Raw genomic sequence first — 26,413 nt, 5'->3', positions numbered from 1 at the left:
CGGCATCACTTGCGGTAGCGCGGCGGCGGCGCGTAGGCGCCGTCGGCCGGGAAGGCGCTGGGCTGCGACGGGGTGGCGTCGCGGCGCTGGCGGCGCGGTGCGTCGCGCTCCTCGAGTTCGAACAGCGCGGCGCCGATCACGCCGATGTTGCGCAGGTCGCCCGCTTCGGTGTTCGCTGCGTAGGCACGGCCGGGCGCGGAAAAGCGGAAGGCCGCGACCTCGTTCTCGCTCTTGCGAAAGCCTTCGATGGTCAGCGCCTGCAGCGGGCGCAACACATAGCCGCCGTTGCGCAGGCTGCCGGGCTTGCCGTTGAGCACGTCGAGGCCGTCGACCGTGGCGATCACCTCGTAGCTGCGCTCGCTGAGGTTGCGAAAGCGCAGCGTGTAGCGCGAGCCCTGCACGCCGGCAAGGCGGAACATGTCTTCGCCGCCACTGCCCCGACGGGCACGCTGCAGCGGCAGCGGGCGGCTGTCTTCGCCGAGCACCGACCATTCGACGTCGCCGTCGGCCAGCATCAGGCTCAGGCGGCTCTCAGGATTGCTGCCCACGGAGCGGCGCACGGCAGAGGCCTCGTTGTAGCCCAGCGAGGCCACGTCGTCCGGCTGGTCGGACAGGCGCTTGGTGATGACTGTGCGGGTCTTCGATTCGAGGCCCTCGCCCCATTGCGTGCCGAGTTGCGGGGCAGGCGCTGCCGGCGCGGCGCTGGGCGTAGCGCTGACGGCAGCCGACGTGCGCGGCGCCTGCGGCATCTGGCTGCAGGCGGCCAGCAGTGCGGCGCCCGCAACGAGGCCCGTGGCGAATCGAAAAAGACGCGAATGACGGAGACGATCGATCATCTTGCTTGCCCCTCCCGGTGACCGGTTGTTTGAGCTCAGATCTTACGCAGCCGCATGCGGGCAGCTTCGGCGTGCGCCTGCAGGCCCTCGCCTTCGGCCAGCGTGACGGCGATCGGGCCCAACACCTGGGCGCCCGCCTCGCTGACCTCGATCAGACTGGAGCGCTTCTGGAAGTCGTACACGCCCAGCGGGCTGGAAAAGCGCGCCGTGCCGCTGGTGGGCAGCACGTGGTTCGGGCCGGCGCAGTAATCGCCCAGGCTTTCGCTGGTGAAGGCGCCCAGGAAGATCGCGCCGGCGTGACGCAGCAGCGGCTCCCAGCGGTTCGGTTCGCTGCTGCTGACTTCCAGATGCTCGGGGGCGATGCGGTTGCTGATCTCGCAGGCCTCTTCCATGCTCTTCGTGTGAATCAGCGCGCCGCGGCCGTTGAGCGAGGCGGCGATGATTTCCGCGCGCGGCATGGCCGGCAGCAGGCGATCGATCTCGGCCTGCACGCGGTCGATGTAGGCGGCGTCGGGACACAGCAGGATGCTCTGGGCCAGCTCGTCGTGCTCGGCCTGGCTGAACAGGTCCATGGCCACCCACTCGGGCGGCGTGGTGCCGTCGGCCAGCACCAAAATTTCGCTCGGGCCCGCGATCATGTCGATGCCCACGGTGCCGAACACGCGGCGCTTGGCGGCCGCCACGTAGGCATTGCCGGGGCCGGTGATCTTGTCGACGGCAGGAATGGTGGCAGTGCCGCAGGCCAGCGCTGCCACGGCCTGCGCGCCGCCGATGGTGAAGCCGCGCGTCACGCCGGCCACGTAGGCGGCGGCGAGCACGAGCTGGTTCTTCTCGCCCTTCGGGGTGGGCACGACCATGATGATTTCGCCCACGCCCGCGACGTGCGCCGGAATGGCGTTCATCAGCACGCTCGACGGATAGGCGGCCTTGCCGCCCGGCACATAGATGCCGACGCGATCGAGCGGCGTGACCTTCTGGCCGAGCAGCGTGCCGTCTGCATCGCGGTAGCTCCAGCTTTCGCCGCTGGCCTTCTTCTGGGCCTCGTGGTAGCTGCGCACGCGGCGCGCGGCGGCTTCGAGCGCGGCGCGCTGGGCGGCGGGCAGCGCCTCGAAGGCGGCCTTGAGTTCGGCTTGCGTCAGCTCGAGTTCCGGCAGCGTCTTGGCGCCGAGCCTGTCGAAGCGGTTGGTGTATTCGAGCACCGCGTCGTCGCCGCGCTTCTGCACGTCGGCGAGGATGTCGGCCACAACCTTCTCGATGGCCGCGTCGTCGTCCGCGGACCAATGCAGCCGCGCCTTGAATTCAGCGTCGAAGCTGGCTGAAGTCGTGGACAGACGGGCGGGGGCTGCTTTCAGAGTCATGTGCTTGAGGTTCAGGCGGTGGGAATGGCTGACGCAAACGCGTCGACGATGCGGCGGATCGGCTCGCGCTTGAGCTTGAGTGCGGCCTGGTTCACCACGAGGCGCGCGCTGATGTCCATGATGCGCTCCACCTCGACGAGATGGTTGGCCTTGAGCGTGTTGCCGGTCGAGACCAGGTCGACGATGGCGTCGGCCAGGCCGGTGAGCGGCGCCAGCTCCATGCTGCCGTAGAGCTTGATCAGGTCGACGTGCACGCCCTTGCTGGCGAAGAAGTCGCGCGCAAGGCCGACGTACTTGGTGGCCACGCGCAGGCGCGAGCCCTGCTTCACGGCCGAGGCGTAGTCGTAGTCGGCGCGCACGGCCACGCTCAGGCGGCAGGCGGCGATGCGCAGATCGAGCGGCTGGTACAGGCCCTGGTTGCCGTGCTCGAGCAGCACGTCGAGGCCGGTCACGCCGAGGTCGGCGCCGCCGTACTGCACGTAGGTGGGCACGTCGGAGGCGCGCACCAGCACCACGCGCACGTCGGGGCGGGTGGTTTCGAGAATCAGCTTGCGCGACTTCTCGGGGTCTTCGGTGACCTCGATGCCGGCGGCGGCCAGCAGGGGCATCGTCTCTTCGAAGATGCGGCCTTTGGAGAGGGCTAGCGTGATCATGCGGCGGCAGCTCCGGTCAGTCGTTCGATGTCGGCGCCCAGGCCGCGCAGCTTCGACTCCATGCGGTCGTAGCCCCGGTCGAGGTGGTAGATGCGATCGACCAGCGTCTCGCCCTCGGCCACGAGGCCGGCGATGACCAGGCTGGCCGAGGCGCGCAGGTCGGTGGCCATCACGGTGGCGCCCGAGAGCTGCTGCACGCCCTCGACCATCGCCACCTTGCCCTCGACGTGGATGCGTGCGCCCAGGCGCACCATCTCGTTCACGTGCATGAAACGGTTCTCGAAGATGGTCTCGGTGACCATCGAGGCGCCACGCGCGATCACGTTCAGGGCCATGAACTGGGCCTGCATGTCGGTCGGGAAGCCCGGGTACTCGGTGGTGCTGAAGCTCTGCGCCTTCAGGTGTTCGTAGGCAGGGCCCTTGGAGCTGATGCGCACGCCGTCTTTTTCGGAGGCGACGGTGCAGCCCGCGTCGCGCAGCTTGTCGATCACGGCGTCGAGGTGGTCGCCGCGCGCGTGGCGCAGGAAGGCCTCGCCGCCCGTGGCAGCTACGGCGCACAGGAAAGTGCCAGCCTCGATGCGGTCGGCCACCACGGCGTGCTCGCAGCCGTGCAGCTTCTCGACGCCCTGGATGCGGATGTGGCTGGTGCCGTGGCCCTCGATCTTCGCGCCCATGCGGATCAGCATTTCGGCGAGGTCGACGATCTCGGGCTCCTGCGCGGCGTTTTCGAGCAGCGTTTCGCCCTCGGCCAGCGCGGCTGCCATGAGGAAGTTCTCGGTACCGGTGACGGTGACCATGTCGGTCAGGATGCGCGCGCCCTTCAGGCGGGTGCGGCCTTCGGGCAGGCGCGCGACCATGTAGCCGTGCTCGACCACGATCTCTGCGCCCATGGCCTGCAGGCCCCTGATGTGCTGGTCGACCGGCCGCGAGCCGATGGCGCAGCCGCCCGGCAGCGACACCCTGGCATGGCCGAAGCGCGCCAGCAGCGGGCCCAGGGCCAGCACGGAGGCGCGCATGGTCTTGACCAGCTCGTAGGGCGCCTCGGGGTTGCCGAGGTCGCCGGCATTCAGGCGGACGGTGCCGCCGTCCTTCTCGTTCGGATCGCGCTCGGCCGTCACGCCCATGTTGCGCACCAGCTTGAGCATGGTCGACACGTCCTGCAGGCGCGGCACGTTGTGCAGCGTCACAGGCTGGTCGGTCAGCAGCGCCGCGCACAGCTCGGGCAGCGCGGCGTTCTTGGCGCCGGAAATGAGTACTTCGCCGCGGAGCTCTCGCCCGCCGCGAATCAGAAGTTTGTCCATCGAAGTTCCAGCGAAGTCAGGAGGCCACGAGGGGCCGGGAGTTATTTTTCCACTGCCGCCCATTCGGCCGGCGTGTAGGTCTTCATCGAAAGCGCGTGCACCTCGTCGGTGTGCATTTTCGCACCGAGGGTGGCGTAGACCCGCTGATGGCGCTGGATCGAGCGCTTGCCCTCGAATTCGGCCGAGACGATGGTGGCGTACCAATGTCGGCCATCGCCCTCGAGCGTGATGTGCTCGCACGGGAGATGGGACTGGATCAGGGCCTGGAGTTGTTCGGCGGTCATGGGGTGTGGGAAGAGGCTTTGTTCAGCCCCGGATTTTGTAGCCGATGCGAAGCAGGTGGACGGCAATCGCGCTCACCACCAGCCAGGCGGTGCCGACGATGCCCAGGCTCAGCCAGGGCGAGGCGTCGCTCACGCCGAAGAAGCCGTAGCGGAAGCCGTCGATCATGTAGAAGAACGGGTTCAGATGGCTCACGCTTTGCCAGAACGGCGGCAGCGAGCCGATCGAATAGAACACGCCCGACAGGAAGGTCATGGGCATGATCAGGAAGTTCTGGAACACCGCCATCTGGTCGAACTTCTCGGCCCAGAGACCGGCGATGAGGCCCAGCGTGCCCAGCATGGCCGAGCCCAGCAGCGCGAACACGATGATCCAGACCGGCGCAACGAAACTCGGCTGCGCGAACAGCACCGTCACGACGAACACGCCCAGCCCCACGGCCAGCCCGCGGATGATCGACGAGCCCACATAGGCGAAGAACCAGCCCCAGTGCGACAGCGGCGTGAGCAGCACGAAGACCAGGTTGCCCATGATCTTGCTCTGGATGATCGACGACGAGCTGTTGGCAAAGGCGTTCTGCAGCACGCTCATCATCACGAGGCCGGGCACCAGGAAGGCCGTGTAGCCGACCGTGCCGTAGACCTTCACGTGGTCTTCGAGCACATGGCCGAACACCATCAGGTACAGCAGCGCGGTGAGCACCGGCGCCCCCACGGTCTGAAAGCCGACCTTCCAGAAACGCAGCGTCTCCTTGTAGAGCAGCGCGCGCCAACCGGTGACGGCCATCATCGCGCCACCTCCAGCGGGGTTTGCTCGCCCGCCATCAGGTCGATGAACACGTCTTCCAGGTCGGCCTTGCGCATTTCCACGTCTTCCACCGCGACACCGGCTTCGCGGATCGCGGCCAGCAGTTGTTCGACTTCATGGGCGTTCTGCGCCGGCAGCTGCACGATGCGCCCGGTGATGCGCGCGTGCTGGGCAATGGCCCAGGGCAGCATGGCGTCGGTCTTGAAACGCAGCACGTTGCTCGCGGCCGATTTCAGCAGTTCGCTGGTGCGGTCGAGTGCGATCACGCGGCCCTGCTTGAGCATCGCGATGCGGCTGCACAGCGCCTCGGCCTCTTCGAGGTAGTGGGTGGTGAGCAGCACGGTGCTGCCCTGCTTGTTGAGCCGGGCGACGAACTGCCAGAGCGTCTGGCGCAGTTCGACGTCGACGCCGGCCGTGGGCTCGTCGAGCACGATCACCGGCGGCTTGTGCACCAGCGCCTGTGCCACCAGCACCCGGCGCTTCATGCCGCCCGAGAGCTGGCGCATGTTGGCCGTGGCCTTGTCGGCGAGGCCCAGGCTTTGCAGCAGCTCGTCGATCCAGGCCTCGTTGTTCTTGATGCCGAAGTAGCCCGACTGGATGCGCAGCGATTCGCGCACGTTGAAGAAGGGGTCGAACACCAGCTCCTGCGGCACGATGCCGAGCTGGCGGCGCGCCTGTGCAAAGTCGCGCTGCACGTCGAAGCCGTGGACGCTGATGGCGCCGGCCGTGGGCCGCGACAGGCCCGCGAGCATGCTGATCAGGGTGGTCTTGCCCGCGCCGTTCGGGCCGAGCAGGCCGAAGAACTCGCCCGGTTCGATCTGGAAGCTGACCTCGTCGACGGCCTTGAGCCCTGGCTTGCCCTGGGCTTTTTGCTGTCTGGAGGGGGGGTAGGTCTTGGAGACCGATTGAAATGAAATCGCGGGCATGGGAGCCCGCGATTTTAAGGGGCCGTTACTTTTTCAGGGCGCGGCGGGCAAAAGGCCCGCAATGCCATACAGCGCCGCGAGTTCGCGCAGCCTGGGCGACAGACCCTTGACCGAAAAACCGCGGCCCAGCGCGCTCGATTCGCGCCGGCATTCGAGCAGCACGGCCAGCGCCGAAGAATCGAACTGGGCCAGTGCGGTCGCGTCGACCACGGTGGACGATGAGTCGCCCTGGCCTTTCAGCCCCTGCTGCAGCATGCGCATGCAGGCGGGGGCCTCGTCGTGGGTGAGTCGGGTGGGCAGGACCAGCATCGCGTGCGCCCGGTCAGCCCTTGCCGTTGCCCTTGTTGCGCGCGGCCAGCGCGGCGATCAGGCCGTCGATGCCGCTCTTGTTGATTTCCTGCGCGAACTGGGTGCGGTAGGTGTCGACCAGCCACACGCCCAGCACATTCAGGTTGTAGACCTTCCAGCCGGCGCCCTGGCCGGGGGTCTTTTCAAGGCGGTAGTCGAGCTGCACCGGATCGCCGCGGCCTTGGACCTCGGTGCGCACCAGCACGTCCTTGTCGTCGGGCGAGCCGCGGAACGGGCGGATGGTGACGGTCTGGTCGGTCACCTGGTCGAGCGCGCCGGCATAAGTGCGCACCAGCAGCGCCTTGAACTCGTCCTGCAGGCGTTTTTGCTGTTCGGGCGTTGCAGTGCGCCAGGCCGGGCCGACTGCCGAGGCCGTCATGCGCTGGAAGTTGACGTTGGGCATGATCTTGCTGTCGACCAGCAGCATGATCTTGTTGACGTCGCCCGACTTGATGGACGAGTCGGCCTTGATCGTTTCGAGCACGTCGGTCGAAAGACGCTTGACGAGCGCATCAGGCGCTTCATCGGCGGCACGGGCGGGCTGGACGAAGGCGACAGCCGCACCGAACAGCAGGGCGCCGGCCAGCACCAGGCGGCCGAGATCGCGACGTTGCAAGGTCTTGTTGTTCATGAAGAGTCCCTCATTCAAGTTTGAAAATCTGCAGGCACCCGAAAAAACCGGGTGCTGAGACAGGAACGGATTCGAGCCCCCTGGGGCCGACCGGGTTCCTGTCCGGGAGGTGAAGCCTTGCAACCGGATGCAAGCAGCGCCCCCTCCTCTTGCGGCTTACTTGTCGCTGCCACCACCGTCACTGCCACCGCCGTCGTCCGGCGGATTGCCGTCGTAGACCTGGCTGCGGCGGCGCTGCAGGAACGCATCGCGCGTGAACGAATACTTGTCGAGCGCCGCATCGCCCAGCAGACGGCTCGCGCGCAGGTATTGCGAGCGCGTGTCGACGATGCGCAGCACGGTCAGCGAATTGCGCCAGGGGATGTCTTCCACATAGCCCAGCGGGTCGCCGTACATGTCGAGCGGCTTGGCCGCGGTGTCGCGCAGCGTCGAGGAGCCCAGCAGCGGCAGCACGACGTACGGACCCGGGCCCACGCCCCAGTAGCCCAGCGTCTGGCCGAAGTCTTCCTCGTGGCGGGGAATGCCGGCCTCGGTCGCAACGTCCAGCAGGCCGCCGAGCCCGAAGAAGGTGTTGACGTTCAGGCGCATGAAGGTCTCGGCGCTGTTCTGCAGCTTGAGCTGGGCCACGTTGTTGGCCAGGCTCCAGACATCGCCGATGTTGCCGAAGAAGTTGTTCACGCCGGTGCGCACCATCGAAGGCAGCGCCTTCTGGTAGGCCGTGGCCACGGGAACGAGCACTGCGTCGTCAACGGTGTCGTTGAAGCGCGAGACCCCGCGGTTGAACGGCTCGAGGGGGTCGGCCGGATTGGCGTTGGGTCCGGTGGCGCAACCGGCCACCAGTGCAAAAAAAGCTGCTGCGCCCACCCAACGGGCGCGAATTGCTACGTTATTCATAGCAGAAGACAAAAAAGATCGTGTTTTCATTTCTTGTTGGCTGTTCCAGGCGTCGAATTGCCTTCGGCTGCCTTGCTGTACAGAAACTGGCTGATCAGGTTTTCAAGCACCACGGCCGATTGGGTCGAGGTGATGGTGTCGCCGGCCTGCAAGTTCTTGTCCTCGGCGCCCGCCTCGATCCCGATGTACTGCTCGCCGAGCAGGCCACTGGTCAGGATCTTGAGCGAACTGTCCTTGGGAAAACTGTAGCGGTTTTGCAAAGCCAGCGTGACGTCGGCCTGAAAGGACTTGTCGTTGAAGGAGATGGACTCCACGCGGCCGACCACAACCCCCGCGCTCTTCACAGCGGTTTGCGGCTTGAGCCCGCCGATGTTGTCGAAGCGCGCGGTCACCGAATAGGTCTTCTGGAAGTTCAGGCTCAGCAGGTTGGCCGACTGCAGCGCGAGAAACAGCAGCGCCGCAGCGCCGATCAGGACGAACAGGCCGACCCAGATGTCGTTGTTGGAACGTTGCATGGTTTGACTCTCTGTCTAGAACGATGGAGGCCGAGCCTCTTTTAGATACTGAACATCATGGCGGTGAGCAGGAAGTCCAGCCCCAGCACTGCCAGCGATGCCGACACCACGGTTCGCGTGGTCGCACGCGACACGCCTTCGGGCGTGGGCTGGGCTTCGTAGCCCTGCAGCAGCGCGATGAAGGTCACGGTGAAGCCGAAGACGATGCTCTTGATGACACCGTTGCCGACGTCGCGCCACACGTCGACGCCGCCCTGCATCTGGCCCCAGAACGCGCCCGGGTCCACGCCCAGCATCAGCACGCCCACCACGTAGCCGCCCATGATGCCGACCGCGCTGAACACCGCCGCCAGCAGTGGCATGGTGATGACGCCGGCCCAGAAGCGCGGCGCGAGGATGCGCTGCACCGGGTCGACCGCCATCATCTCCATGGCGCTCAGCTGCTCGTCAGCCTTCATGAGACCGATCTCCGCGGTGAGCGACGTCCCCGCGCGCCCGGTGAACAGCAAGGCCGCCACCACGGGCCCGAGCTCGCGCACCAGGCTCAGCGTGACCAGCAGGCCGAGCGCTTCGGAAGAACCGTAGCGCTGCAGCGCGTAATACATCTGCAGCCCGAGCACGAAGCCCACGAACAGCCCCGACACGCCGATGATCGCGAGCGAGTAGTTGCCCAAAAAATGGATCTGGTCACGCACCAGTCCGAAGCGGCGCATGATCTGCGCGCCCGGGCCGACCAGGCGCATGAACAGCTTCGCGCCATAGCCCAGGTTGGCCAGATGGCGGCGCACGCCGAAGCCGACGTCGGCAGGCTTCCACCAGCTCATGAGCGCCCTCCTTCGACATTGCCGAAGTCGTCCTCGATGCTGACGCCCGGGTAGTGGAAACGCACTGGCCCGTCGGGCAGCGCATTGACGAACTGATGAACCAGCGGGTCGGCGCTGTGGCGCACTTCGTCGGGCGTGCCCTGCGCGGCGATGCCGCCGTTGGCCAGGATGATCACGTGGTCGGCGATGCGGAAGGTTTCTTCGAGATCGTGCGACACGATGATGCTGGTGAGCCCCAGCGTGTCGTTGAGCTGGCGGATCAAACGCGCGGCGGTGCCGAGCGAGATCGGATCGAGCCCGGCGAAAGGTTCGTCGTACATCACGAGATCTGGGTCGAGCGCAATGGCACGCGCCAGCGCCACGCGCCGCGCCATGCCGCCCGACACCTCGCTGGGCATCAGGTCGCGCGCGCCGCGCAGGCCGACGGCGTCGAGCTTCATGAGCACCACGTCGCGCACCAGCGCTTCGGAGAGTTGTGTGTGCTCGCGCAGCGGGAACGCCACGTTGTCGAACACGGTCATGTCGGTGAACAGCGCGCCGAACTGGAAGAGCATGCCCATGCGACGCCGCGCCGCGTAGAGCGCGCTTGCATCGAACTTGCCGACATCCTGGCCGTCGAAGAGCACCTCGCCGCGCTGGGCCTTCTGCTGTCCGCCGATCAGGCGCAGCACCGTGGTCTTGCCACCGCCCGATGCTCCCATCAGGGCCGTTACCTTGCCTCGCGGCACGGAGAACGAAACGCCGTCGAGGATGGCGCGTGCGCCATAGCCGAACTTGACGTCGCGGAACTCTACGAAGGGATGTGGCAGTGGTGCGGCTGGGTCCATCTCAATAAAAAAGCCGGGGCGCTTTTTCAAGCATCCCGGCATGCGGTTTGACGCGGATGATAACGGGGCCGTGACCGGCCCCGCGAAATTGAAACAAAATTCAGCGCGGCAGGTCGCTGAACCCCATCAGGAACTCATCCACCGAGCGCGCGGCCTGACGGCCTTCACGAATGGCCCACACCACCAGTGACTGTCCGCGGCGGATGTCGCCGGCGGCAAAAACCTTCGGAATGTTGGTGACATAGCCGCCGATGAAGTCGACCGTGGCCTTGGCGTTGCCGCGGGCGTCCTTCTCCACGCCGAAGGCGTCGAGCACGGTGGCCACGGGGCTGATGAAGCCCATCGCGAGCAGCACCAGGTCGGCCTTGAGGATCTGCTCGCTGCCGGCCACTTCCTGCATCTTGCCGTCCTTCCATTCGACACGAACGGTCTTCAGGCCGGTGACCTTGCCCTTTTCGCCGATGAATTCCTTGGTGGAGATCGCGAACTCGCGCTCGCAGCCCTCTTCATGGCTGGAGCTGGTGCGCAGCTTGATCGGCCAGTACGGCCAGGTCAGCGGGCGGTTTTCTTCCTCGGGCGGCTGGGGCATCAGCTCGAACTGCGTGACGCTGACCGCGCCATGGCGGTTGCTGGTGCCCACGCAGTCGGAGCCGGTGTCGCCGCCGCCGATGACGATCACGTGCTTGCCGTCGGCGCGCAGCTGACCCTTGACCTTGTCGCCCGCGTTGACGCGGTTTTGCTGCGGCAGGAACTCCATCGCGAAGTGGATGCCGTCGAGGTCGCGGCCGGGCACCGGCAGGTCGCGCGACTGCTCTGCGCCGCCCGTGAGCAGCACGGCATCGAATTCTTTTTGCAGTTGCTCGGGCGTGACGGTTTCCTTGGCCAGGTTCGTGACCTTGGAGCCCTTGCCCAGCGGGTCCTTCGCGGCGCCGACCATCACGCCGGTGCGGAAGGTCACGCCTTCGGCCTTCATCTGCTCGACGCGGCGATCGATGTGCGACTTCTCCATCTTGAAGTCGGGGATGCCGTAGCGCAGCAGGCCGCCGACGCGGTCGTTCTTCTCGAACAGCGTCACGTCGTGGCCGGCGCGCGCGAGTTGCTGCGCAGCCGCCATGCCGGCCGGCCCCGAACCCACCACCGCCACCTTCTTGCCGGTCTTGTGCTTGGCGACGCGCGGCGCCACCCAGCCTTCGTCCCAGGCGCGGTCGATGATCGCGTGCTCCAGCGACTTGATGCCGACCGCGTCGTCGTTCACGTTGAGCACGCAGGCTGCCTCGCAGGGCGCGGGGCAGATACGGCCGGTGAACTCGGGGAAGTTGTTGGTCGAGTCGAGCACCGCGAAGGCGTTTTGCCAGTCGTTGCGGTACACGAGGTCGTTGAAGTCCGGAATGATGTTGTTGACCGGGCAGCCGCTGTTGCAGAACGGCGTGCCGCAGTCCATGCAGCGCGCGCCCTGCACCTTGGCCTGTTCGGCGTTCAGGCCGACGACGAATTCCTTGTAGTGCTTGACGCGCTCTTCGATGGGCTTGTAGCCCTCTTCGACACGCTCATGCTCCATGAAGCCGGTGATCTTTCCCATCGTGCTTTCCTTTGTTCTCTGTACTCGTGGGCGCTCAGACCGAAGCCGGGGCCGTTTGCGGTGCAGGGGCCAGCGCGTGCGGCTCGAGGCCGATGTGCGCGTTGTTGCCGCTGCTGGTGAGTTCGACCTTGCGGTCGTGCAGCTCGGCCAGCGCGCGCTTGTATTCGTTCGGGAACACCTTCACGAACTTCGTGCGCGACACGGCCCAGTTGTCGAGCAGCTCGCGTGCGCGCTTGCTGCCGGTCCAGCGGTGGTGCTCTTCGAGCAGCTTCTTCAGCTGCGCCTCGTCGGTGACGCCGCCGTGCCAGATCTTGCGATGCACGCTCGCGGTCTGCTCGGCCGAGGTCAGCACCTTGTCGAGCGAGACCATCGAGAGGTTGCAGCGCGTGGCGAACTGGCCGTCTTCGTCGTAGACGAAAGCAACGCCGCCGCTCATGCCGGCCGCGAAGTTGCGGCCCGTCTTGCCGAGCACGGCCACCGTGCCGCCGGTCATGTATTCGCAACCGTGGTCGCCGGTGCCTTCAATGACCGCCGTGGCGCCCGACAGGCGCACCGCAAAGCGCTCGCCGGCCACGCCGCACAGGTAGGCCTCGCCGGTGGTCGCGCCGTACAGCGCGGTGTTGCCGACGATGGTGTTGCGCACCGCTTCGCCGCGGAAGTCGAGGCTGGGGCGCACCACCACGCGGCCGCCCGAAAGGCCCTTGCCGGTGTAGTCGTTGGCGTCGCCGATCAGGTACAGCGTGATGCCGCGTGCCAGGAAGGCGCCGAACGACTGGCCGCCCGTGCCTTCGAGCTGGATGCGGATCGAGTCGTCAGGCAGGCCCTGCGGATGCACCTTGGTCAGCGCGCCCGAGAGCATTGCGCCCACCGAGCGGTTGACGTTGCGCGCCACCTCGATGAACTGCACCTTCTCGCCCTTGTCGATGGCGGGGCGCGACTTCTCGATGAGCTTCACGTCCAGCGCCTTGTCGAGGCCGTGGTCCTGGTTCTCGACATGGAAGCGCGGCACGTCGGCCGGCACGTTAGGCAGCGCGAACAGGCGGCTGAAGTCCAGGCCCGAAGCCTTCCAGTGCTCGATGCCCTTGCGCATGTCGAGCAGGTCGGCGCGGCCGATCAGGTCGTCGAACTTGCGGATGCCGAGCTGGGCCATGATCTGGCGCACTTCTTCCGCAACGAAGAAGAAGTAGTTGACGACGTGCTCGGGCTTGCCCGAGAACTTCTTGCGCAGCACCGGGTCTTGCGTGGCCACGCCCACCGGGCAGGTGTTCAGGTGGCACTTGCGCATCATGATGCAGCCCTCGACCACCAGCGGCGCGGTGGCAAAGCCGAACTCGTCGGCGCCCAGCAGCGCGCCGATGGCGACGTCGCGGCCGGTCTTCATCTGGCCGTCGGCCTGCACGCGGATGCGGCTGCGCAGGCGGTTGAGCACCAGCGTCTGCTGCGTTTCGGCCAGGCCGATTTCCCACGGGCTGCCCGCGTGCTTGATCGACGACCAGGGCGAAGCGCCCGTGCCGCCGTCATGGCCGGCGATCACGACGTGGTCGCTCTTGCACTTGGCCACGCCGGCCGCGATGGTGCCGACGCCGATCTCGCTCACCAGCTTGACGCTGATGCTGGCGTGCGGCGCGGTGTTCTTCAGGTCGTGAATGAGCTGCGCCAGGTCTTCGATCGAGTAGATGTCGTGGTGCGGCGGCGGTGAGATGAGGCCCACGCCCGGCACGGCATAGCGTTGCTTGCCGATGTACTCGGTGACCTTGCCGCCCGGGAGCTGGCCGCCCTCGCCCGGCTTGGCGCCCTGCGCCATCTTGATCTGGATCTGGTCGGCCGAATGCAGGTACTCGGCCGTGACGCCGAAGCGGCCCGATGCCACCTGCTTGATGCGCGAACGCAGCGAGTCGCCGTCCTTCAGCGGCAGGTCGACCTCGACGTTCTCGGCACCGATCACGCTCTTGAGCGTGTCGCCCAACTTGATCGGGATGCCCTTGAGCTCGTTGCGGTAGCGCGCCGGGTCTTCACCGCCTTCGCCGGTGTTGCTCTTGCCGCCGATGCGGTTCATGGCAATGGCGAGCGTGGAGTGCGCCTCGGTGCTGATCGAGCCGAGCGACATCGCGCCGGTGGCGAAGCGCTTGACGATGTCAGCGGCCGACTCGACTTCGTCCACCGGAATGGCCTTGGCCGGATCGATCTTGAACTCGAACAGGCCACGCAGCGTGAGGTGGCGGCGGTTCTGGTCGTTGATGAGCTGCGCGTATTCCTTGTACGTGTTCCAGTTGTTGGAGCGCGTGCTGTGCTGCAGCTTGGCGATGGCGTCGGGCGTCCACATGTGCTCTTCGCCGCGCGTGCGCCAGGCGTATTCGCCGCCAGCGTCGAGCATGTTGGAGAGCACGGGGTCGTCACCGAAGGCGGCCTTGTGCATGCGGATGGCTTCCTCGGCGATCTCGAAGACGCCGATGCCTTCCACGCGGCTGGCGGTGCCGGTGAAGTACTTGTTCACCGTCTCGCTGTTCAGGCCGATGGCTTCGAACAGCTGCGCGCCGCAGTAGCTCATGTAGGTGCTGACACCCATCTTCGACATGATCTTCGACAGACCCTTGCCGATGGCCTTGACGTAGTTGTAGACCGCCTTGTCGGCGCTCAGGTCGCCCGGCAGGTCGGCGTGCATGGCCGCCAGCGTTTCCATGGCGAGGTAGGGGTGCACGGCTTCGGCGCCGTAGCCCGCCAGCACGCCGAAGTGATGCACTTCGCGCGCCGACCCGGTTTCGACGACGAGGCCGGCGGTGGTGCGCAGGCCTTCGCGAACGAGGTACTGGTGCACGGCCGACAGGGCCAGCACGGCGGGAATGGCCACCTGCGTCGGACTCACGCCGCGGTCGCTCACGATCAGGATGTTGTGACCGCCCTTGATGGCGTCCACCGCTTCGGCGCACAGCGAGGCCAGCTTGGCCTCGACGCCTTCGTCGCCCCAGGCGAGCGGGTAGGTGATGTCGAGCGCGTAGCTCTTGAACTTGCCCTGCGTGTACTTGCCGATGTCGCGCAGCTTCGCCATGTCGGCGAAGTCGAGGATCGGCTGGCTCACTTCGAGCCGCATCGGCGGGTTGACCTGATTGATGTCCAGCAGGTTCGGCTTGGGGCCGATGAAGGACACCAGCGACATCACGATGGCTTCGCGGATCGGGTCGATCGGCGGGTTCGTCACCTGCGCAAACAACTGCTTGAAGTAGTTGTACAGCAGCTTGTTCTTGCTCGAGAGCACGGCCAGCGGGCTGTCGTTGCCCATGGAGCCGATGCCTTCTTCGCCGGCCTGGGCCATCGGGCTCATCAGGAACTTGATGTCTTCCTGGGTGTAGCCGAAGGCCTGCTGGCGATCGAGCAGCGCGACCTGGCTCAGCGGCGCGGAGACCGGCTCGGCCTTCACGCTGTCGAGCTTGATGCGCAGGTTCTCGATCCACTGCTTGTAGGGCTTGCTGTTGGCAAGGGTGGCCTTGACCTCCTCGTCGTCGATCATGCGGCCCTGCTCCAGGTCGATGAGGAACATCTTGCCGGGCTGCAGGCGCCACTTGCGCACGATCTTCTGCTCGGGCACGGGCAGCACGCCCGATTCCGACGCCATGATGACCAGGTCGTCATCGGTCACGCAGTAGCGCGACGGGCGCAGGCCGTTGCGGTCGAGCGTGGCGCCGATCTGGCGGCCGTCGGTGAAGACGATGGAGGCCGGGCCGTCCCACGGCTCGAGCATGGCGGCGTGGTATTCATAGAACGCGCGGCGGCGCGGGTCCATGGTGGCGTGCTGTTCCCAGGGCTCGGGAATCATCATCATCACGGCCTGGCTGATGGGGTAGCCGGCCATCGTCAGCAGCTCGAGGCAGTTGTCGAAGGTGGCGGTGTCGGACTGGCCGGCGAAGCTGATGGGGTACAGCTTCTGCAGGTCGGCGCCCAGAACCGGCGACGACATCACGCCTTCGCGGGCCTTCATCCAGTTGTAGTTGCCCTTGACCGTGTTGATTTCGCCGTTGTGGGCGACGTAGCGGTACGGGTGGGCCAGCGGCCACTCGGGGAAGGTGTTGGTCGAGAAGCGCTGGTGCACCAGGCCCAGGGCCGAGACGCAGCGCTTGTCCTGCAGGTCGAGGTAGTAGGTGCCGACCTGGTCGGCCAGCAGCAGGCCCTTGTAGACCACGGTGCGGCTCGACATGCTGGGAACGTAGTATTCCTTGCTGTGCTTGAGCTTCAGGCGCTGGATGTTGGCGCTGGCGGTCTTGCGGATCACGTAGAGCTTGCGCTCCAGCGCGTCCTGCACGATCACGTCGTTGCCGCGGCCGATGAAGACCTGACGCAGCAGCGGTTCCTTTTCGCGCACGGTGGGCGACATGGGCATGTCGCGGTTGACCGGCACATCGCGCCAGCCGAGCAGCACCTGGCCTTCGGCCTTGATGGCGCGTTCCATCTCCTGCTCGCAGGCTTCGCGCGAGGCGTGTTCCTTCGGCAGGAAGATCATGCCGACGCCGTATTCGCCCGGCGGGGGCAGCGTGACGCCCTGCTTCGCCATTTCTTCGCGGTACAGGTGGTCGGGCAGCTGGATCAGGATGCCGGCGCCGTCGCCCATCAGCTTGTCAGCGCCCACTGCGCCGCGATGGTCGAGGTTTTCGAGGATCTTCAAGCCCTGCAGCACGATGGCATGGCTTTTCTCGCCCTTGATGTGTGCAACGAAGCCGACGCCGCAGGCATCGTGCTCGTCGGCACCGGAATACAGACCGTGTTCTTGGAGATGTTGAATCTCGGCAGCCGTCGTCATGGGCGCGCTCCTTCAGTTTTCGCAGGGAAAGGGAGCATATTGCGATGCACAAAGAATGCCAAACACTTTAATAGGGGTCAGATTCTTATTAAATGTTGAGTTTTCTTCTCGGAATTAAATTAGGGACATATCAAAAACAGGAGCAAAAAGACCACACGGCACAACAGATTGGCGCCGCTTTTCAGCTCAGGATGAGGTGTTCGAAGGCGGCCGGCCGGCCTTGGCTTTGACCACGCGGCGGTCGGTGGACTTCTGCAGACCATCGAGAAAATCGTCGTCACCGGCAGCCCAGCCGCGCAAGGTGGCTTCGGTCAGCGCGCTCTGGTCGGCCGCGCGTACCCCGCCGCGCACCAACTCGACATACGCAGCCTCCCGCGCGAACGGCGTGTTGCCGAGCTCCCAGTACAGCGGATGGGGCGTCAGCAGCCGGTCATGCCGCAGGCCGGCGTAGTGGCCGTGGCTGGACCATGGGAAGTCGCGCGCATCGGCCGCCATGCCCGCCCGCACCGGGTTGAGGTCGATGTAGGCCATGCAGGTCAGCAGGTAGCGGTCGGTCTGGATCAACGTCGACCGGTAGCGCCCCTCCCACAGCGTGCCGCTGCGGCCGTGGCGGTCGTTGAAGTAGCGCACGTAGCTGCGGCCTACCGATTGCATGAACTGCGGCAGGCCGGTGGTGCTGCTGGGCGTGGCCAGCAGGTGGAAGTGGTTGTCCATCAGCACATAGGCGTGCAGCGCGATACCGAAGCGCGTGGCGTTTTCGGCCAGCAGCGCGAGCAGCTTCTCGTGATCCGCGCGGTCCATGAAGATCGGCTGGCGGTTATTGCCGCGCTGGATCACGTGGTGCGGCATGTCGGCCAGCGTGAGGCGGGGAAGACGGGCCATGGGGTCTGCGGACGCGAGTTGCGCGCCGGCGCTCAGGCGAGACGGAAGCGCGTGTCGCCCAGCGTGTCGAGCCCGAACTGCGCCAGCAACTCGCGCAGCCGCGTCGCTGCGCTCGCCTTGCGCTGGCCGGTGTAGCGCGCCAGGATCAGTTCGTTCTTCATGCTGTGCTCCCAGCCGACCAGTTCGGTCACGGTGACGCTGTAGCCGTTGGCTTCGAGATACAGGCAGCGAAGCACGTTGGTGAGCTGGCTGCCGATTTCGCGCGTGTGCAGCGGATGGCGCCACAGCTCGGCCAGCGGGGTGCGCGAAAGCGCCAGCGCCTTGGTTTCGCGCAGGCAGGCGGCCACTTCGGCCTGGCAGCAGGGCACGAGCACCATGCAGCGCGCCTTCTTGGCCAGGCCGAAGGCGATGGCATCGTCGGTGGCGGTGTCGCAGGCGTGCAGCGCGGTGACCACGTCGATCTGCTCCGGCAGCTCGCTTGCCTGCGCCGATTCGGCCACAGTGAGGTTCAGGAACGACATGCGGTCGAAGCCCAGCCGCTGCGCCAGCGCGCGTGAGCGCTCGACCAGTTCGCCACGCGTCTCGATGCCGTAGACATGGCCGCTGCTGCCCTGCCGCGCCCGGAAGAACAGGTCGTAGATGATGAAGCCGAGGTACGACTTGCCCGCGCCATGGTCGGCCAGCGTGGCGCCTGCGCCCTCTTCCGGCAGCTCGCGCAGCAGTTGCTCGATGAACTGGAACAGGTGGTAGACCTGCTTGAGCTTGCGCCGCGAGTCCTGGTTGAGGCGCCCCTCGCGGGTGAGGATGTGCAGTTCCTTGAGCAGCTCGACGGACTGGCCAGGGCGCAGGGCATCGGCCAGTTCGGCATCAGCCTTGGCGGCCTTGTTCGTCTTCGTCACCGGTTTCGATGCGGCTTTGGTGTTCATGGCCTGGCACTCCCGGGGCCGACGTCGAGCGCCGCCCAGCCATCGGACCCCAGCGCTTCGAGCGTGTCGATGTTGCGCTCGAAGATGGCCTCCGCCTCGGGGAACGCCTCGACCGCGCGGCTCACGCTGTCCTCGCGCAGCAGGTGCAGCGTGGGGTATGGCGTGCGGTTGGTGGCGTTGCCAATGTCGTCGGCTTCGGTGCCAGCGAACTGGAACTGCGGATGAAAGCTCGCCAGCTGGAACACGCCGTCGAAACCGGCGCGCGCAAGCCGGCGTTCCGCACGCGCCGTGAAATCGTTGAAGTCCAGGAAATCGGCCAAGGTGTTCGGTGCAATCAGAAGTGTGGTGTCGCGCACGGCGGCGTCGAGCGCCGCGAGGTCTTTGGCTTCGGCCAGCAGCGCGTCCATCAGGTCGGCCGCTTCGGCGGGTTCGTACACGGCGTAGTGGATCTGCGCCTTCACGTGCACAGCCTTTGCGAAGGGACACAGGTTGAGGCCGATCACCGCACGTTCGAGCCAGCGCCGCGTGTCGGCTTCGGCCTGGGCGGCTGCAATTGTCGTCGGATGGGTCATGCCATCTCCGCCACAGGGCGAATCCGCCCCAGGCGCCGAGCGATCGCCATGCCGGCCAGCGAACAGGCCAGCGTGGCCGTCCAGGTCCAGTGCCAGCCGCCTACACGATGGGCCAGCCACGCCACCGCGGGTGGGGCCAGGAACTGGCCGAGCGAGGACGCCTGCTGCATGAGGCCGACGGTCGTCGACACGGTGGTGGGCCCGGGCGCCAGACGCACCCCCAGCAGGAACAGCGTGGCCGGCACCATGCCGCCGCCCAACGAGAAGGCGCAGACGGCGATGTAGCGCAGCGCGGGCGGCAGGCCCAGGGCATCGGTGCCCTGCCCTGTTTGCGCGAAGGCGGCCACGCCGCCCAGCGCCATCGTCAGGAAACCGAGCTGCAGCAGGCGCTCCGGCGCCACGCCGCGCTGCAGCCAGCGGCCACCGGCGATGTTGCCGACGATATTCATGGCGGCTGCGATCGCGGTGAGCACTGCGTTCCAGGCAGCCGGCACCCCCGCACCCGCATAGATGGCGGGCAGGAAGCCGATGACGGCCATCCACTGCGACGAGTACACGGCGAACGTCAGCGCAACCAGCCAGGGCGCGCGCGCACCGACAGTGGCGCGCAGGCGCGATGACCAGCCTTCGCTGGGCTGGCCTGCCGCTGCCTGACGAGTCCGATCAGCAGGCACGACCGTCCACACCCAGAGCGCCGCACCGGCCGACACGACCGACAGCGCCCACCACCAGCCCGTCCAACCGCCCCAGGCGATCAGGGCGGGCCCAAGCAGCAGCGCCAAGGCCACGCCGAGCGGCATGTAGGCGCCCCAGAGGCCCAGCGCAGCCTTGTCCGCGCCCGGCGGGGTCAAGGCGCGGATCAGCCCCGGTCCCGGCATGACCGCCAGCAGGAAGCCGATGCCTTCGATGCCGCGCAGCAGAAGCAGCCATTGCACGGCGTGCGCGCCGCCATCTGCGCTGGTGCCGACCAGGCCACCCAGCAGGCTCGCGACCGTCAGCACGAACAGCCCCGTCAGCATGCTGCGGCGCAGACCGATGGTGTCTGCCGCAAGCCCGACCAGCAGCCCCAGGGTCATGCTCGCGACCTGAACCAGCGACAACAGGAATCCCGCCTCGACCAGGCCGATGCCGAGCGATGCCTGCAGCGCCGGAACGGCCGGCGGCAATTTGCCCAGATGCAAGGCCCCGCTGACGCCGCCCAGCAGGACGGCGAAGGCCGCGGCGGGAACGCGCGGACGTGCTGCGACGGAACTCACGCGATCCCCCGGCGGCCGGTGAGCCGCTCGTGCTCGCGCACAGCGAAACGGTCGGTCATGCCGGCGATGTAGTCAGCCACGGCTCGGTGCCTGTCACCGCGCTCGGCGAAGGAAGTTGGCATTTCGGCACCGCGCTCGAGATAGGCCTCGAACAGCTCCCGCACCACGTCACGCGCCTGATCGGTGGTCTGGGTGACCTGCGGGTGCCGGTAGAGGTTGTGGAAGAGAAAACGCTTGAGGTCTTCCGACTGGGCCTGCATGGCGCCGCTGAACGCGACGACCGGCGGGGCCTTGCGCACCGCGTCGGCATCGACCGGCGCGAGGGCTTCGAGCGCCGCGCGCGTCGCGTCGATCACGTCGTAGACCTGCGCGCTCAGCATGCGCCGGATGGTTTCGTAGAGCACGCGCCGGCCCTGCAACTGCGGATGCTCGGCAAGCGCCTCGCGGCGATGGCGCTCGAACAGCTCGACCTCGGACAGTTGCTCGACGCTGATGAGCCCCGAGCGCACGCCGTCGTCGATGTCGTGGGCGTTGTAGGCAATGGCATCGGCGAGATTGCACAGCTGCGCCTCGAGCCCCGGCTGCGTGCGGTCGAGAAACCGCCGGGCCACGCCGTTGGGCTCAGCCGCCTCCAGACGCTCCGCATTCGCGCGGGAGCAGTGCTTGAGGATGCCCTCGCGGGTCTCGAAGCTGAGGTTCAGTCCGTCGTACTGTGGGTAGCGGTGCTCCAGCGCATCGACCACGCGCAGGCTCTGCAGGTTGTGCTCGAAGCCACCATGCCCGGCCATGCAGTCGTTGAGCGCGTCCTGGCCCGCATGGCCAAAGGGCGTGTGGCCCAGGTCGTGCGCCAGGGCAATCGCCTCGACCAGGTCTTCGTTGATGCGCAGGGCCCGGGCAATCGAACGGCCCAGTTGGGCGACTTCCAGCGAGTGCGTGAGCCGGGTGCGGAACAGGTCGCCCTCGTGGTTCAGGAACACCTGCGTCTTGTAGACCAGCCGGCGAAAGGCCGTGGAATGCACGATGCGGTCGCGGTCGCGCTGGAAGGCATCGCGCGTGGGTGCGGGCGGCTCGGCATGCCGACGGCCGCGCGACTGCGCGGGCAGGCAGGCATAGGCCGCGAGGCTCATCCCGCGCAGCACTGCGCGAGCACTTCGCGCACCAGCGCGTCGGGCGCGCTGCGGACCACGGCGGAGCCGGGTCGGTCGATCACCACGAAGCGGATCTCGCCGGCTTCCGATTTCTTGTCGACACGCATCAGCTCCAGATAGCGCTCGGCTCCCAGCGCGGGGCCGACGATGGGCAGACCGGCGCGCTCGATCAGGCGCGCGAGCCGCTCGACGAAGGCAACATCGACGCCGCCGAGCCGCTGCGACAGGTGCGCTGCCATGACCATGCCGCAGCCGACGGCCTCGCCGTGCAGCCATTCGCCATAGCCGAGGCCCGATTCGATCGCGTGGCCGAAGGTGTGGCCGAAGTTGAGGATCGCGCGCAGGCCGGTTTCGCGCTCGTCCTGGCCGACCACCAGCGCCTTGATCTCGCAGCTGCGCTTGACGGCGTAGGCCAGCGCGGCCGGGTCCCGCGCAACGAGGGCGTCGATGTTCGCCTCGATCCAGTCGAAGAAGGCCATGTCGTGGATCGGGCCGTACTTGATGACTTCCGCCAGGCCGGCGCTCAGTTCGCGCGGGGGGAGCGTCTGCAGCGTGGACAGATCGCACACGACGAGTTGCGGCTGGTAGAACGCGCCAATCATGTTCTTGCCAAGCGGGTGGTTGATGGCCGTCTTGCCGCCGACCGAGGAATCGACCTGCGCCAGCAGCGTGGTCGGCACCTGCACGAAAGGCACGCCGCGCATGTAGCTGGCGGCGGCGAAGCCGGTCATGTCGCCCACCACGCCGCCGCCCAGGGCGAACAGCACGGTCTTGCGGTCGCTGCCATGGCCCAGCAGGTCGTCGAAGATCAGGTTCAGGGTCTGCAGGTTCTTGTAGACCTCGCCGTCGGGCAACTCGAGCAAGTGCACGGTACGGAAACGGCCCGCCAGGGCAGTCTGCAGCGCCTTGGCGTAAAGCGGCGCCACTGTGGTGTTGCTGACGATCAGGGCCGTGGCCGCGGCGGGCGTGACGGCAAAGCTCTCGGGGTCGTCCAGCAGGCCGGCACCGATCAGGATCGGGTAGCTGCGGTCGCCGAGCTGGATGTCGACGCGTTCTGGCGGAGCGGAAAGTACGGGCAGGGACATGGGCAGCGAGTTTAGGCGCTGCGGCCCGGGCGGGCTCAGGCGGGGGGCTCTTCGGGGTGGGCACCCGGCTCGACGACACCTGCCAATTCGAGCTGCATCACGATGATGTTCACCAGCATGGCGATCGACGGGCGACCGGTATCGACCACGTCGTGGGCCGTTTCCCGGTAGAACGGGTCGCGCGCATCGTGCAGTTCGCGCAGCCGACCCAACGGGTCGGCCACCTGCAGCAGGGGCCGCTTGACGTCGTGGCGCAGGCGCCGGAACAGGTCTTCGGGGGAGGAGCGCAGGTAGATCACGTGGAAGTGATCGCGCAACTGGGTGCGGTTGGCCTCCCGCAGCACCGCGCCGCCTCCGGTCGCCAGCACGCCCTGGGCATTGGCGGCCAGGTCGGCGATCACGGTTTGCTCGAGGTCCCGGAAGGCCACTTCGCCCTCGCGCTCGAAGTAATCGCGGATCGAGCAGCCTATGCGCTGCTCGATCACGTGATCGGTGTCGATGAACGGCAGGTCCAGCCGCATCCCCAGGCGCCGGCCCACTGCGGATTTTCCGGCGCCGGGCAAGCCGACGAGTGCGACCGCCACGCGGTGGCTGCTACGCCCGCGCGTCAGCGCGCGGCGTTGCGGTCGGTAATCATCTTCGGGGTGATAAAGACGAGCATTTCGGTCTTGTTGGCAACGCGTTCGCGCTTGCGGAACAGTGCCCCCAGGTAGGGCACTTCACCCAGCACCGGCACGCGCGATTCGTCATTGGTTTCGGTGAGCTCGAAGATACCACCGATGACGACCGTGCCGCCGTTCTCCACCAGCACCTCGGTCTGCACGTGCTTGGTGTTGATTGCCGGACCTGCCGAGGTATTCACGCCGCGGGCGTCCTTGCTCACGTCCAGCGTCAGGATGATGTTGCCTTCCGGCGTGATCTGCGGCGTGACTTCGAGCTTCAGCACCGCCTTGCGGAACGAGATCGAGGTAGCACCGCTGGACGTGGCCTGCTGGTACGGGATTTCTTCACCCTGCTCGATCAGCGCCTTGGTCTGGTCGGCCGTGATGACGCGGGGGCTGGAAACCAGCTTGCCCTTGCCGTCGGCTTCGAGCGCCGAGATCTCGAGGTTCAGCATGCGCGAGAAGCTCGAATTGAAGAGCGAGATCGCGAAGGTGCCTGCCGCGTTGCCGGTACCGCCCGCATCGCCTGCCGGGAGGTTGATGAAGTTGGAATTGGTCCAAGTGGTGGTGGCAGTGCTGGCGCCACCGTTGGTGCCCGCCGTGACGACGGGCATTACGCCAACGTTGCCATAGGCCCGATTCCCAGCGGACGAGGCAAAGCGCTCGCCCGAGATACCGCCGCCCAGTCGCACACCGAGCGACTTGCCGAAGGTGTCAGAGGCTTCGACGATCCGGGCTTCGATCAGCACCTGGCGAACAGGGATGTCCAATTTCTGGATCAGCTCGGTCACCTGAGCCAGGCGCGACGGGATGTCCGACACGAAGAGTTGGTTCGTGCGCGACTCGGCGATGACGCTGCCGCGGGGGCTCAGGATACGTGTCGTCGCACCTCCACCACCGCCACCGCCACCGCCCGATGAAGCACCGGTGCCCGTCAACCCCTGCGCGATGGCGATCGCCTTCGTGTAATTGAGCTGGAACGACTGGGTCCGCAGTGGCTCCAGATTCTCGATCGCAGCCTTGGCCTCGAATTCGAGCTTTTCCTTGGCGTTGATTTCATCCTTGGGCGCGATCCACAGCACGCTGCCGTTCTTGCGCATGCCCAGGTTCTTCGCCTGCATGATGATGTCCAGGGCCTGGTCCCAGGGCACGTCCTTCAGTCGCAGAGTCAGCGCGCCGCTCACCGAGTCCGAGGTCACGATGTTGAAGTTCGTGAAGTCGGCAATCACCTGCAGCAGCGAACGGATTTCGATGTTCTGGAAGTTGAGCGACAGTTTCTCGCCGTTGTAGCCGACGCCTTGCGTCAGCTTGGTCGGATCGACCTTGCGGGCGCGGACTTCGACCACGAACTGGTTCTCGCTCTGGTAGGCGCTGTGCTCCCAGTCGCCCTTGGCTTCGATCGTCATGCGGACGCGGTCGCCCGATTGCTGCGAGGTGATCAGCTGGACCGGCGTTCCGAAGTCGGCCACATCGAGGCGGCGGCGCAGCCCCTCTGGCAGCGTCGACTTGGTGAACTCCACAACGAGGTTCTTGCCTTGTTGCTTGACGTCGACACCGACCTGGTTGTTCGGAAGATCGACGATGACGCGGCCCGTGCTGTCGGCGCCGAGGCGAAAATCGACGTCGCGCAACGGCAACATGTCCCGGTTGCGGTTTTCCGCGAAAGTCGTGGCGGCAGACGTGACAAGCGCCGAACCGGCCACCGGTTCGAGAATGACCAGCAGCGACTTGCCCTGGATCTCGGCCTTGTACGCAGTCGCCTGCTTCAGGTTCAGCACCACCCGGCTGCGTTCACCGGCCTGGACCACGTTCACCGAGCGCAGGTTGCCCTGGTTCACTTCGATGGCAGAGCGGCCGATGGCGTTCGTGACACCCGGGAAATCGAGCGCAATGCGAGCCGGCGTTTGCACGGCAAACCCGGCGGGCACCGCGGTGAGCGGCTGCGCAAGGTCGATGCGGATCACTTCCGCACCGGACTGTGTCGAGCTGGTCACGGCCTCGATGGCGTTTTGCGCATGGGCCACGGCCAATGCACCGAAGGCCAGCAGACCCAGGCCGGCAGCGCGCAGCCACTGTGCCATCGTTGATTTGTTTTGGTTCATTTCGCACTCTCTTGCAGCTGCAGCGTCGCGACGCGTTCGATCCATTCACCGGCGGCGTCTTGCACGATTTCACGCAAGGCGACTTCGGTTTCGTTGATACGGGTAATGCGCCCGTAGTTGAGTCCCAGGTATTCGCCGACGCGCACCTTGTAGAGCAGCTTGTCGACACGGACCAGCGCCACCGGCTGGCCGTTGCGGTTCATGCTGCCGACCATCGCCATCGAGTCGAGCGGGAAGGCTTCGAGCGCCTCCTTGCGGCGAGCCAGTTCGGGTGCGATCAGCTCCGACGTGCTCGGCTGGTTCGAGTCGCGGCGCAGCGCCTGCGTCAGCTTCAGGATGTTGAAAGGTTCGAACGACGAGGCTTCGGTGTAGGCCTGCGGCGTGAACTTCTTGGGCTCCGAAATGGGGGGTACCGAGGGCTTCACCTGAGCGCGTTGCTCGGCCATCCAGCGTTGCAGGTCGTCCTGAGCCGAGTCGCAGGCGCTCAGCCCCAGCGCGGCCATCGTCAGCCACAGTACTTTGGCGGCGATCTTCATTTCTTCGCCTTCGGCGCAGCGGCGCGCTTCTGTGCAGCCCGCTCGTCATCATCGAGGTAGCGGAAGGTGCGTGCGGTGGTGTCCATCGTCAGCACGTCCTTGTCCTTTTGCGGGGTGACGGTGATGTTGTTCAGCGTCACGATGCGCGACAGGCCGGCAACGTCGGCTACAAAGGCGCCCATGTCGTGATACCGCCCAGTCACGCGGACGGCGATCGGCAGTTCGGCGTAGTAATCCTTGACCGACACCGTGCCAGGACGGAACAACTCGAATTGAAGGCTGCGGCCAAGGCCTGCCTGGTTGATGTCCGACAGCAGAGCGTCCATTTCAGCCTTGCTGGGCAGCTGCTTCTCGAGCAGGGTCACGTACTGCTGGACCTGTTCGCGCTGCTTCTTAAGCAGTTCGAGGTTGGCCGCCTGGGCCACCTTCTTCTGGTAGTCGGCCTTGAGCGCAACTTCCTTGGAACGCTCGCTTTCGAGTTCGTCGTTCGAATTGGTCAGCCAGACGAACCACAAGGCAACCAGTACCAGCGCGGTGACCGCCAGGCAGAGCGCGTACCGGGGCACCGGCGGCCACATCGACGGGTCGTTCGGATTGAGCCCGCGGAACTGTTCGCCGAAACGCTGCAGCGCAGCGCCGACATCTATTTTTTGGGAGGGGCGATTGCTTGCCAT

General features: G+C 66.4%; 25 protein-coding genes. All 25 read right to left on the bottom strand.

Translation table 11 applies throughout. From position 1 onward, the window contains the following. Positions 1-5: 5 nt before the first annotated feature. The 25 genes from ACTG4X_RS08125 to ACTG4X_RS08005 all read right to left on the bottom strand — a co-directional run bounded on the left by ACTG4X_RS08125 (position 6) and on the right by ACTG4X_RS08005 (position 26,413). Complete coding sequence (locus ACTG4X_RS08125; RefSeq protein ID WP_440533571.1) at positions 6-836, bottom strand: hypothetical protein; 831 nt, start codon at positions 834-836, stop codon at positions 6-8. A gap of 35 nt (positions 837-871) precedes the next feature. Beyond that, on the bottom strand, positions 872-2,194 hold the full coding sequence (gene hisD, locus ACTG4X_RS08120) for a histidinol dehydrogenase (RefSeq protein WP_440533570.1): 1,323 nt from the start codon (positions 2,192-2,194) through the stop codon (positions 872-874). Between the two features lie 11 nt (positions 2,195-2,205). Continuing rightward, positions 2,206-2,847 carry an ATP phosphoribosyltransferase gene (hisG, locus tag ACTG4X_RS08115; RefSeq protein WP_093048604.1) on the bottom strand — a complete coding sequence of 214 codons (642 nt, stop codon included), beginning with the start codon at positions 2,845-2,847 and terminating at the stop codon, positions 2,206-2,208. Then, a complete protein-coding gene (murA, locus tag ACTG4X_RS08110) occupies positions 2,844-4,148 on the bottom strand; it encodes a UDP-N-acetylglucosamine 1-carboxyvinyltransferase (RefSeq protein ID WP_097199959.1) in 1,305 nt (434 codons plus the stop codon). Before murA ends, hisG begins: the two co-directional genes overlap by 4 nt. Positions 4,149-4,189: 41 nt before the next feature. Next, positions 4,190-4,432: a BolA family protein gene (locus tag ACTG4X_RS08105; RefSeq protein ID WP_093048598.1), complete on the bottom strand. Its 243-nt coding sequence runs from the start codon at positions 4,430-4,432 to the stop codon at positions 4,190-4,192. 22 nt (positions 4,433-4,454) lie between these two features. Beyond that, positions 4,455-5,219, bottom strand: a complete 765-nt coding sequence (locus tag ACTG4X_RS08100) for an ABC transporter permease (RefSeq protein WP_258350966.1) — start codon at positions 5,217-5,219, stop codon at positions 4,455-4,457. Then, complete coding sequence (locus ACTG4X_RS08095; RefSeq protein WP_093048586.1) at positions 5,216-6,163, bottom strand: ABC transporter ATP-binding protein; 948 nt, start codon at positions 6,161-6,163, stop codon at positions 5,216-5,218. The genes ACTG4X_RS08100 and ACTG4X_RS08095 overlap by 4 nt, the downstream gene beginning before the upstream one ends. Before the next feature lie 33 nt (positions 6,164-6,196). Continuing rightward, a complete protein-coding gene (locus ACTG4X_RS08090; protein WP_093075871.1) occupies positions 6,197-6,472 on the bottom strand; it encodes an STAS domain-containing protein in 276 nt (91 codons plus the stop codon). Between the two features lie 13 nt (positions 6,473-6,485). After that, the gene (locus ACTG4X_RS08085) at positions 6,486-7,142 is read right to left on the bottom strand and encodes an MlaC/ttg2D family ABC transporter substrate-binding protein (RefSeq protein ID WP_093048580.1); all 657 of its coding nucleotides are present in this window, start codon (positions 7,140-7,142) and stop codon (positions 6,486-6,488) included. 156 nt (positions 7,143-7,298) lie between these two features. Further along, positions 7,299-8,036: an MlaA family lipoprotein gene (locus tag ACTG4X_RS08080; protein WP_179830474.1), complete on the bottom strand. Its 738-nt coding sequence runs from the start codon at positions 8,034-8,036 to the stop codon at positions 7,299-7,301. Positions 8,037-8,062: 26 nt separating this feature from the next. Further along, entirely contained in the window at positions 8,063-8,551 is a 489-nt protein-coding gene (gene mlaD, locus ACTG4X_RS08075) for an outer membrane lipid asymmetry maintenance protein MlaD (protein ID WP_093048574.1), read from the bottom strand. A gap of 41 nt (positions 8,552-8,592) precedes the next feature. After that, positions 8,593-9,375 (bottom strand): lipid asymmetry maintenance ABC transporter permease subunit MlaE, encoded by a 783-nt coding sequence (gene mlaE, locus ACTG4X_RS08070; protein ID WP_093048571.1) that lies wholly within the window; start codon positions 9,373-9,375, stop codon positions 8,593-8,595. Continuing rightward, positions 9,372-10,202 (bottom strand): ABC transporter ATP-binding protein, encoded by an 831-nt coding sequence (locus ACTG4X_RS08065; RefSeq protein ID WP_440533569.1) that lies wholly within the window; start codon positions 10,200-10,202, stop codon positions 9,372-9,374. The genes mlaE and ACTG4X_RS08065 overlap by 4 nt, the downstream gene beginning before the upstream one ends. A gap of 100 nt (positions 10,203-10,302) precedes the next feature. Next, positions 10,303-11,781, bottom strand: coding sequence for a glutamate synthase subunit beta (locus tag ACTG4X_RS08060; protein ID WP_097199961.1), 1,479 nt, complete (start codon positions 11,779-11,781; stop codon positions 10,303-10,305). A gap of 34 nt (positions 11,782-11,815) precedes the next feature. Beyond that, the gene (locus tag ACTG4X_RS08055) at positions 11,816-16,570 is read right to left on the bottom strand and encodes a glutamate synthase-related protein (RefSeq protein WP_097199962.1); all 4,755 of its coding nucleotides are present in this window, start codon (positions 16,568-16,570) and stop codon (positions 11,816-11,818) included. A gap of 186 nt (positions 16,571-16,756) precedes the next feature. Then, a complete protein-coding gene (locus ACTG4X_RS08050) occupies positions 16,757-17,452 on the bottom strand; it encodes a transposase (RefSeq protein WP_097199963.1) in 696 nt (231 codons plus the stop codon). 32 nt (positions 17,453-17,484) lie between these two features. Next, positions 17,485-18,378 (bottom strand): class I SAM-dependent methyltransferase, encoded by an 894-nt coding sequence (locus tag ACTG4X_RS08045; protein WP_093048558.1) that lies wholly within the window; start codon positions 18,376-18,378, stop codon positions 17,485-17,487. Next, positions 18,375-18,950 (bottom strand): DUF1415 domain-containing protein, encoded by a 576-nt coding sequence (locus ACTG4X_RS08040; protein WP_097199964.1) that lies wholly within the window; start codon positions 18,948-18,950, stop codon positions 18,375-18,377. The genes ACTG4X_RS08045 and ACTG4X_RS08040 overlap by 4 nt, the downstream gene beginning before the upstream one ends. Then, complete coding sequence (locus ACTG4X_RS08035) at positions 18,947-20,206, bottom strand: MFS transporter (RefSeq protein ID WP_097199965.1); 1,260 nt, start codon at positions 20,204-20,206, stop codon at positions 18,947-18,949. Before ACTG4X_RS08035 ends, ACTG4X_RS08040 begins: the two co-directional genes overlap by 4 nt. After that, positions 20,203-21,333 (bottom strand): deoxyguanosinetriphosphate triphosphohydrolase, encoded by a 1,131-nt coding sequence (locus ACTG4X_RS08030; protein WP_440534373.1) that lies wholly within the window; start codon positions 21,331-21,333, stop codon positions 20,203-20,205. The genes ACTG4X_RS08035 and ACTG4X_RS08030 overlap by 4 nt, the downstream gene beginning before the upstream one ends. Next, the gene (aroB, locus tag ACTG4X_RS08025; protein WP_179830475.1) at positions 21,330-22,439 is read right to left on the bottom strand and encodes a 3-dehydroquinate synthase; all 1,110 of its coding nucleotides are present in this window, start codon (positions 22,437-22,439) and stop codon (positions 21,330-21,332) included. Before aroB ends, ACTG4X_RS08030 begins: the two co-directional genes overlap by 4 nt. 35 nt (positions 22,440-22,474) lie before the next feature. Then, on the bottom strand, positions 22,475-23,023 hold the full coding sequence (locus ACTG4X_RS08020) for a shikimate kinase (protein WP_093048548.1): 549 nt from the start codon (positions 23,021-23,023) through the stop codon (positions 22,475-22,477). Positions 23,024-23,046: 23 nt separating this feature from the next. Beyond that, positions 23,047-25,203: a type IV pilus secretin PilQ gene (pilQ, locus tag ACTG4X_RS08015; protein WP_440533568.1), complete on the bottom strand. Its 2,157-nt coding sequence runs from the start codon at positions 25,201-25,203 to the stop codon at positions 23,047-23,049. Beyond that, positions 25,200-25,739 carry a pilus assembly protein PilP gene (locus ACTG4X_RS08010; protein ID WP_440533567.1) on the bottom strand — a complete coding sequence of 180 codons (540 nt, stop codon included), beginning with the start codon at positions 25,737-25,739 and terminating at the stop codon, positions 25,200-25,202. Before ACTG4X_RS08010 ends, pilQ begins: the two co-directional genes overlap by 4 nt. Then, positions 25,736-26,413, bottom strand: coding sequence for a type 4a pilus biogenesis protein PilO (locus ACTG4X_RS08005; RefSeq protein ID WP_093048539.1), 678 nt, complete (start codon positions 26,411-26,413; stop codon positions 25,736-25,738). The genes ACTG4X_RS08010 and ACTG4X_RS08005 overlap by 4 nt, the downstream gene beginning before the upstream one ends.

This window comes from Variovorax sp. YR566, from assembly GCF_051992195.1.
Classification (GTDB): Bacteria; Pseudomonadota; Gammaproteobacteria; order Burkholderiales; family Burkholderiaceae_C; genus Variovorax.
The sequence above is the reverse complement of the archived record's forward strand: the minus strand, read 5'-3'. Positions and strand labels throughout refer to the sequence as shown.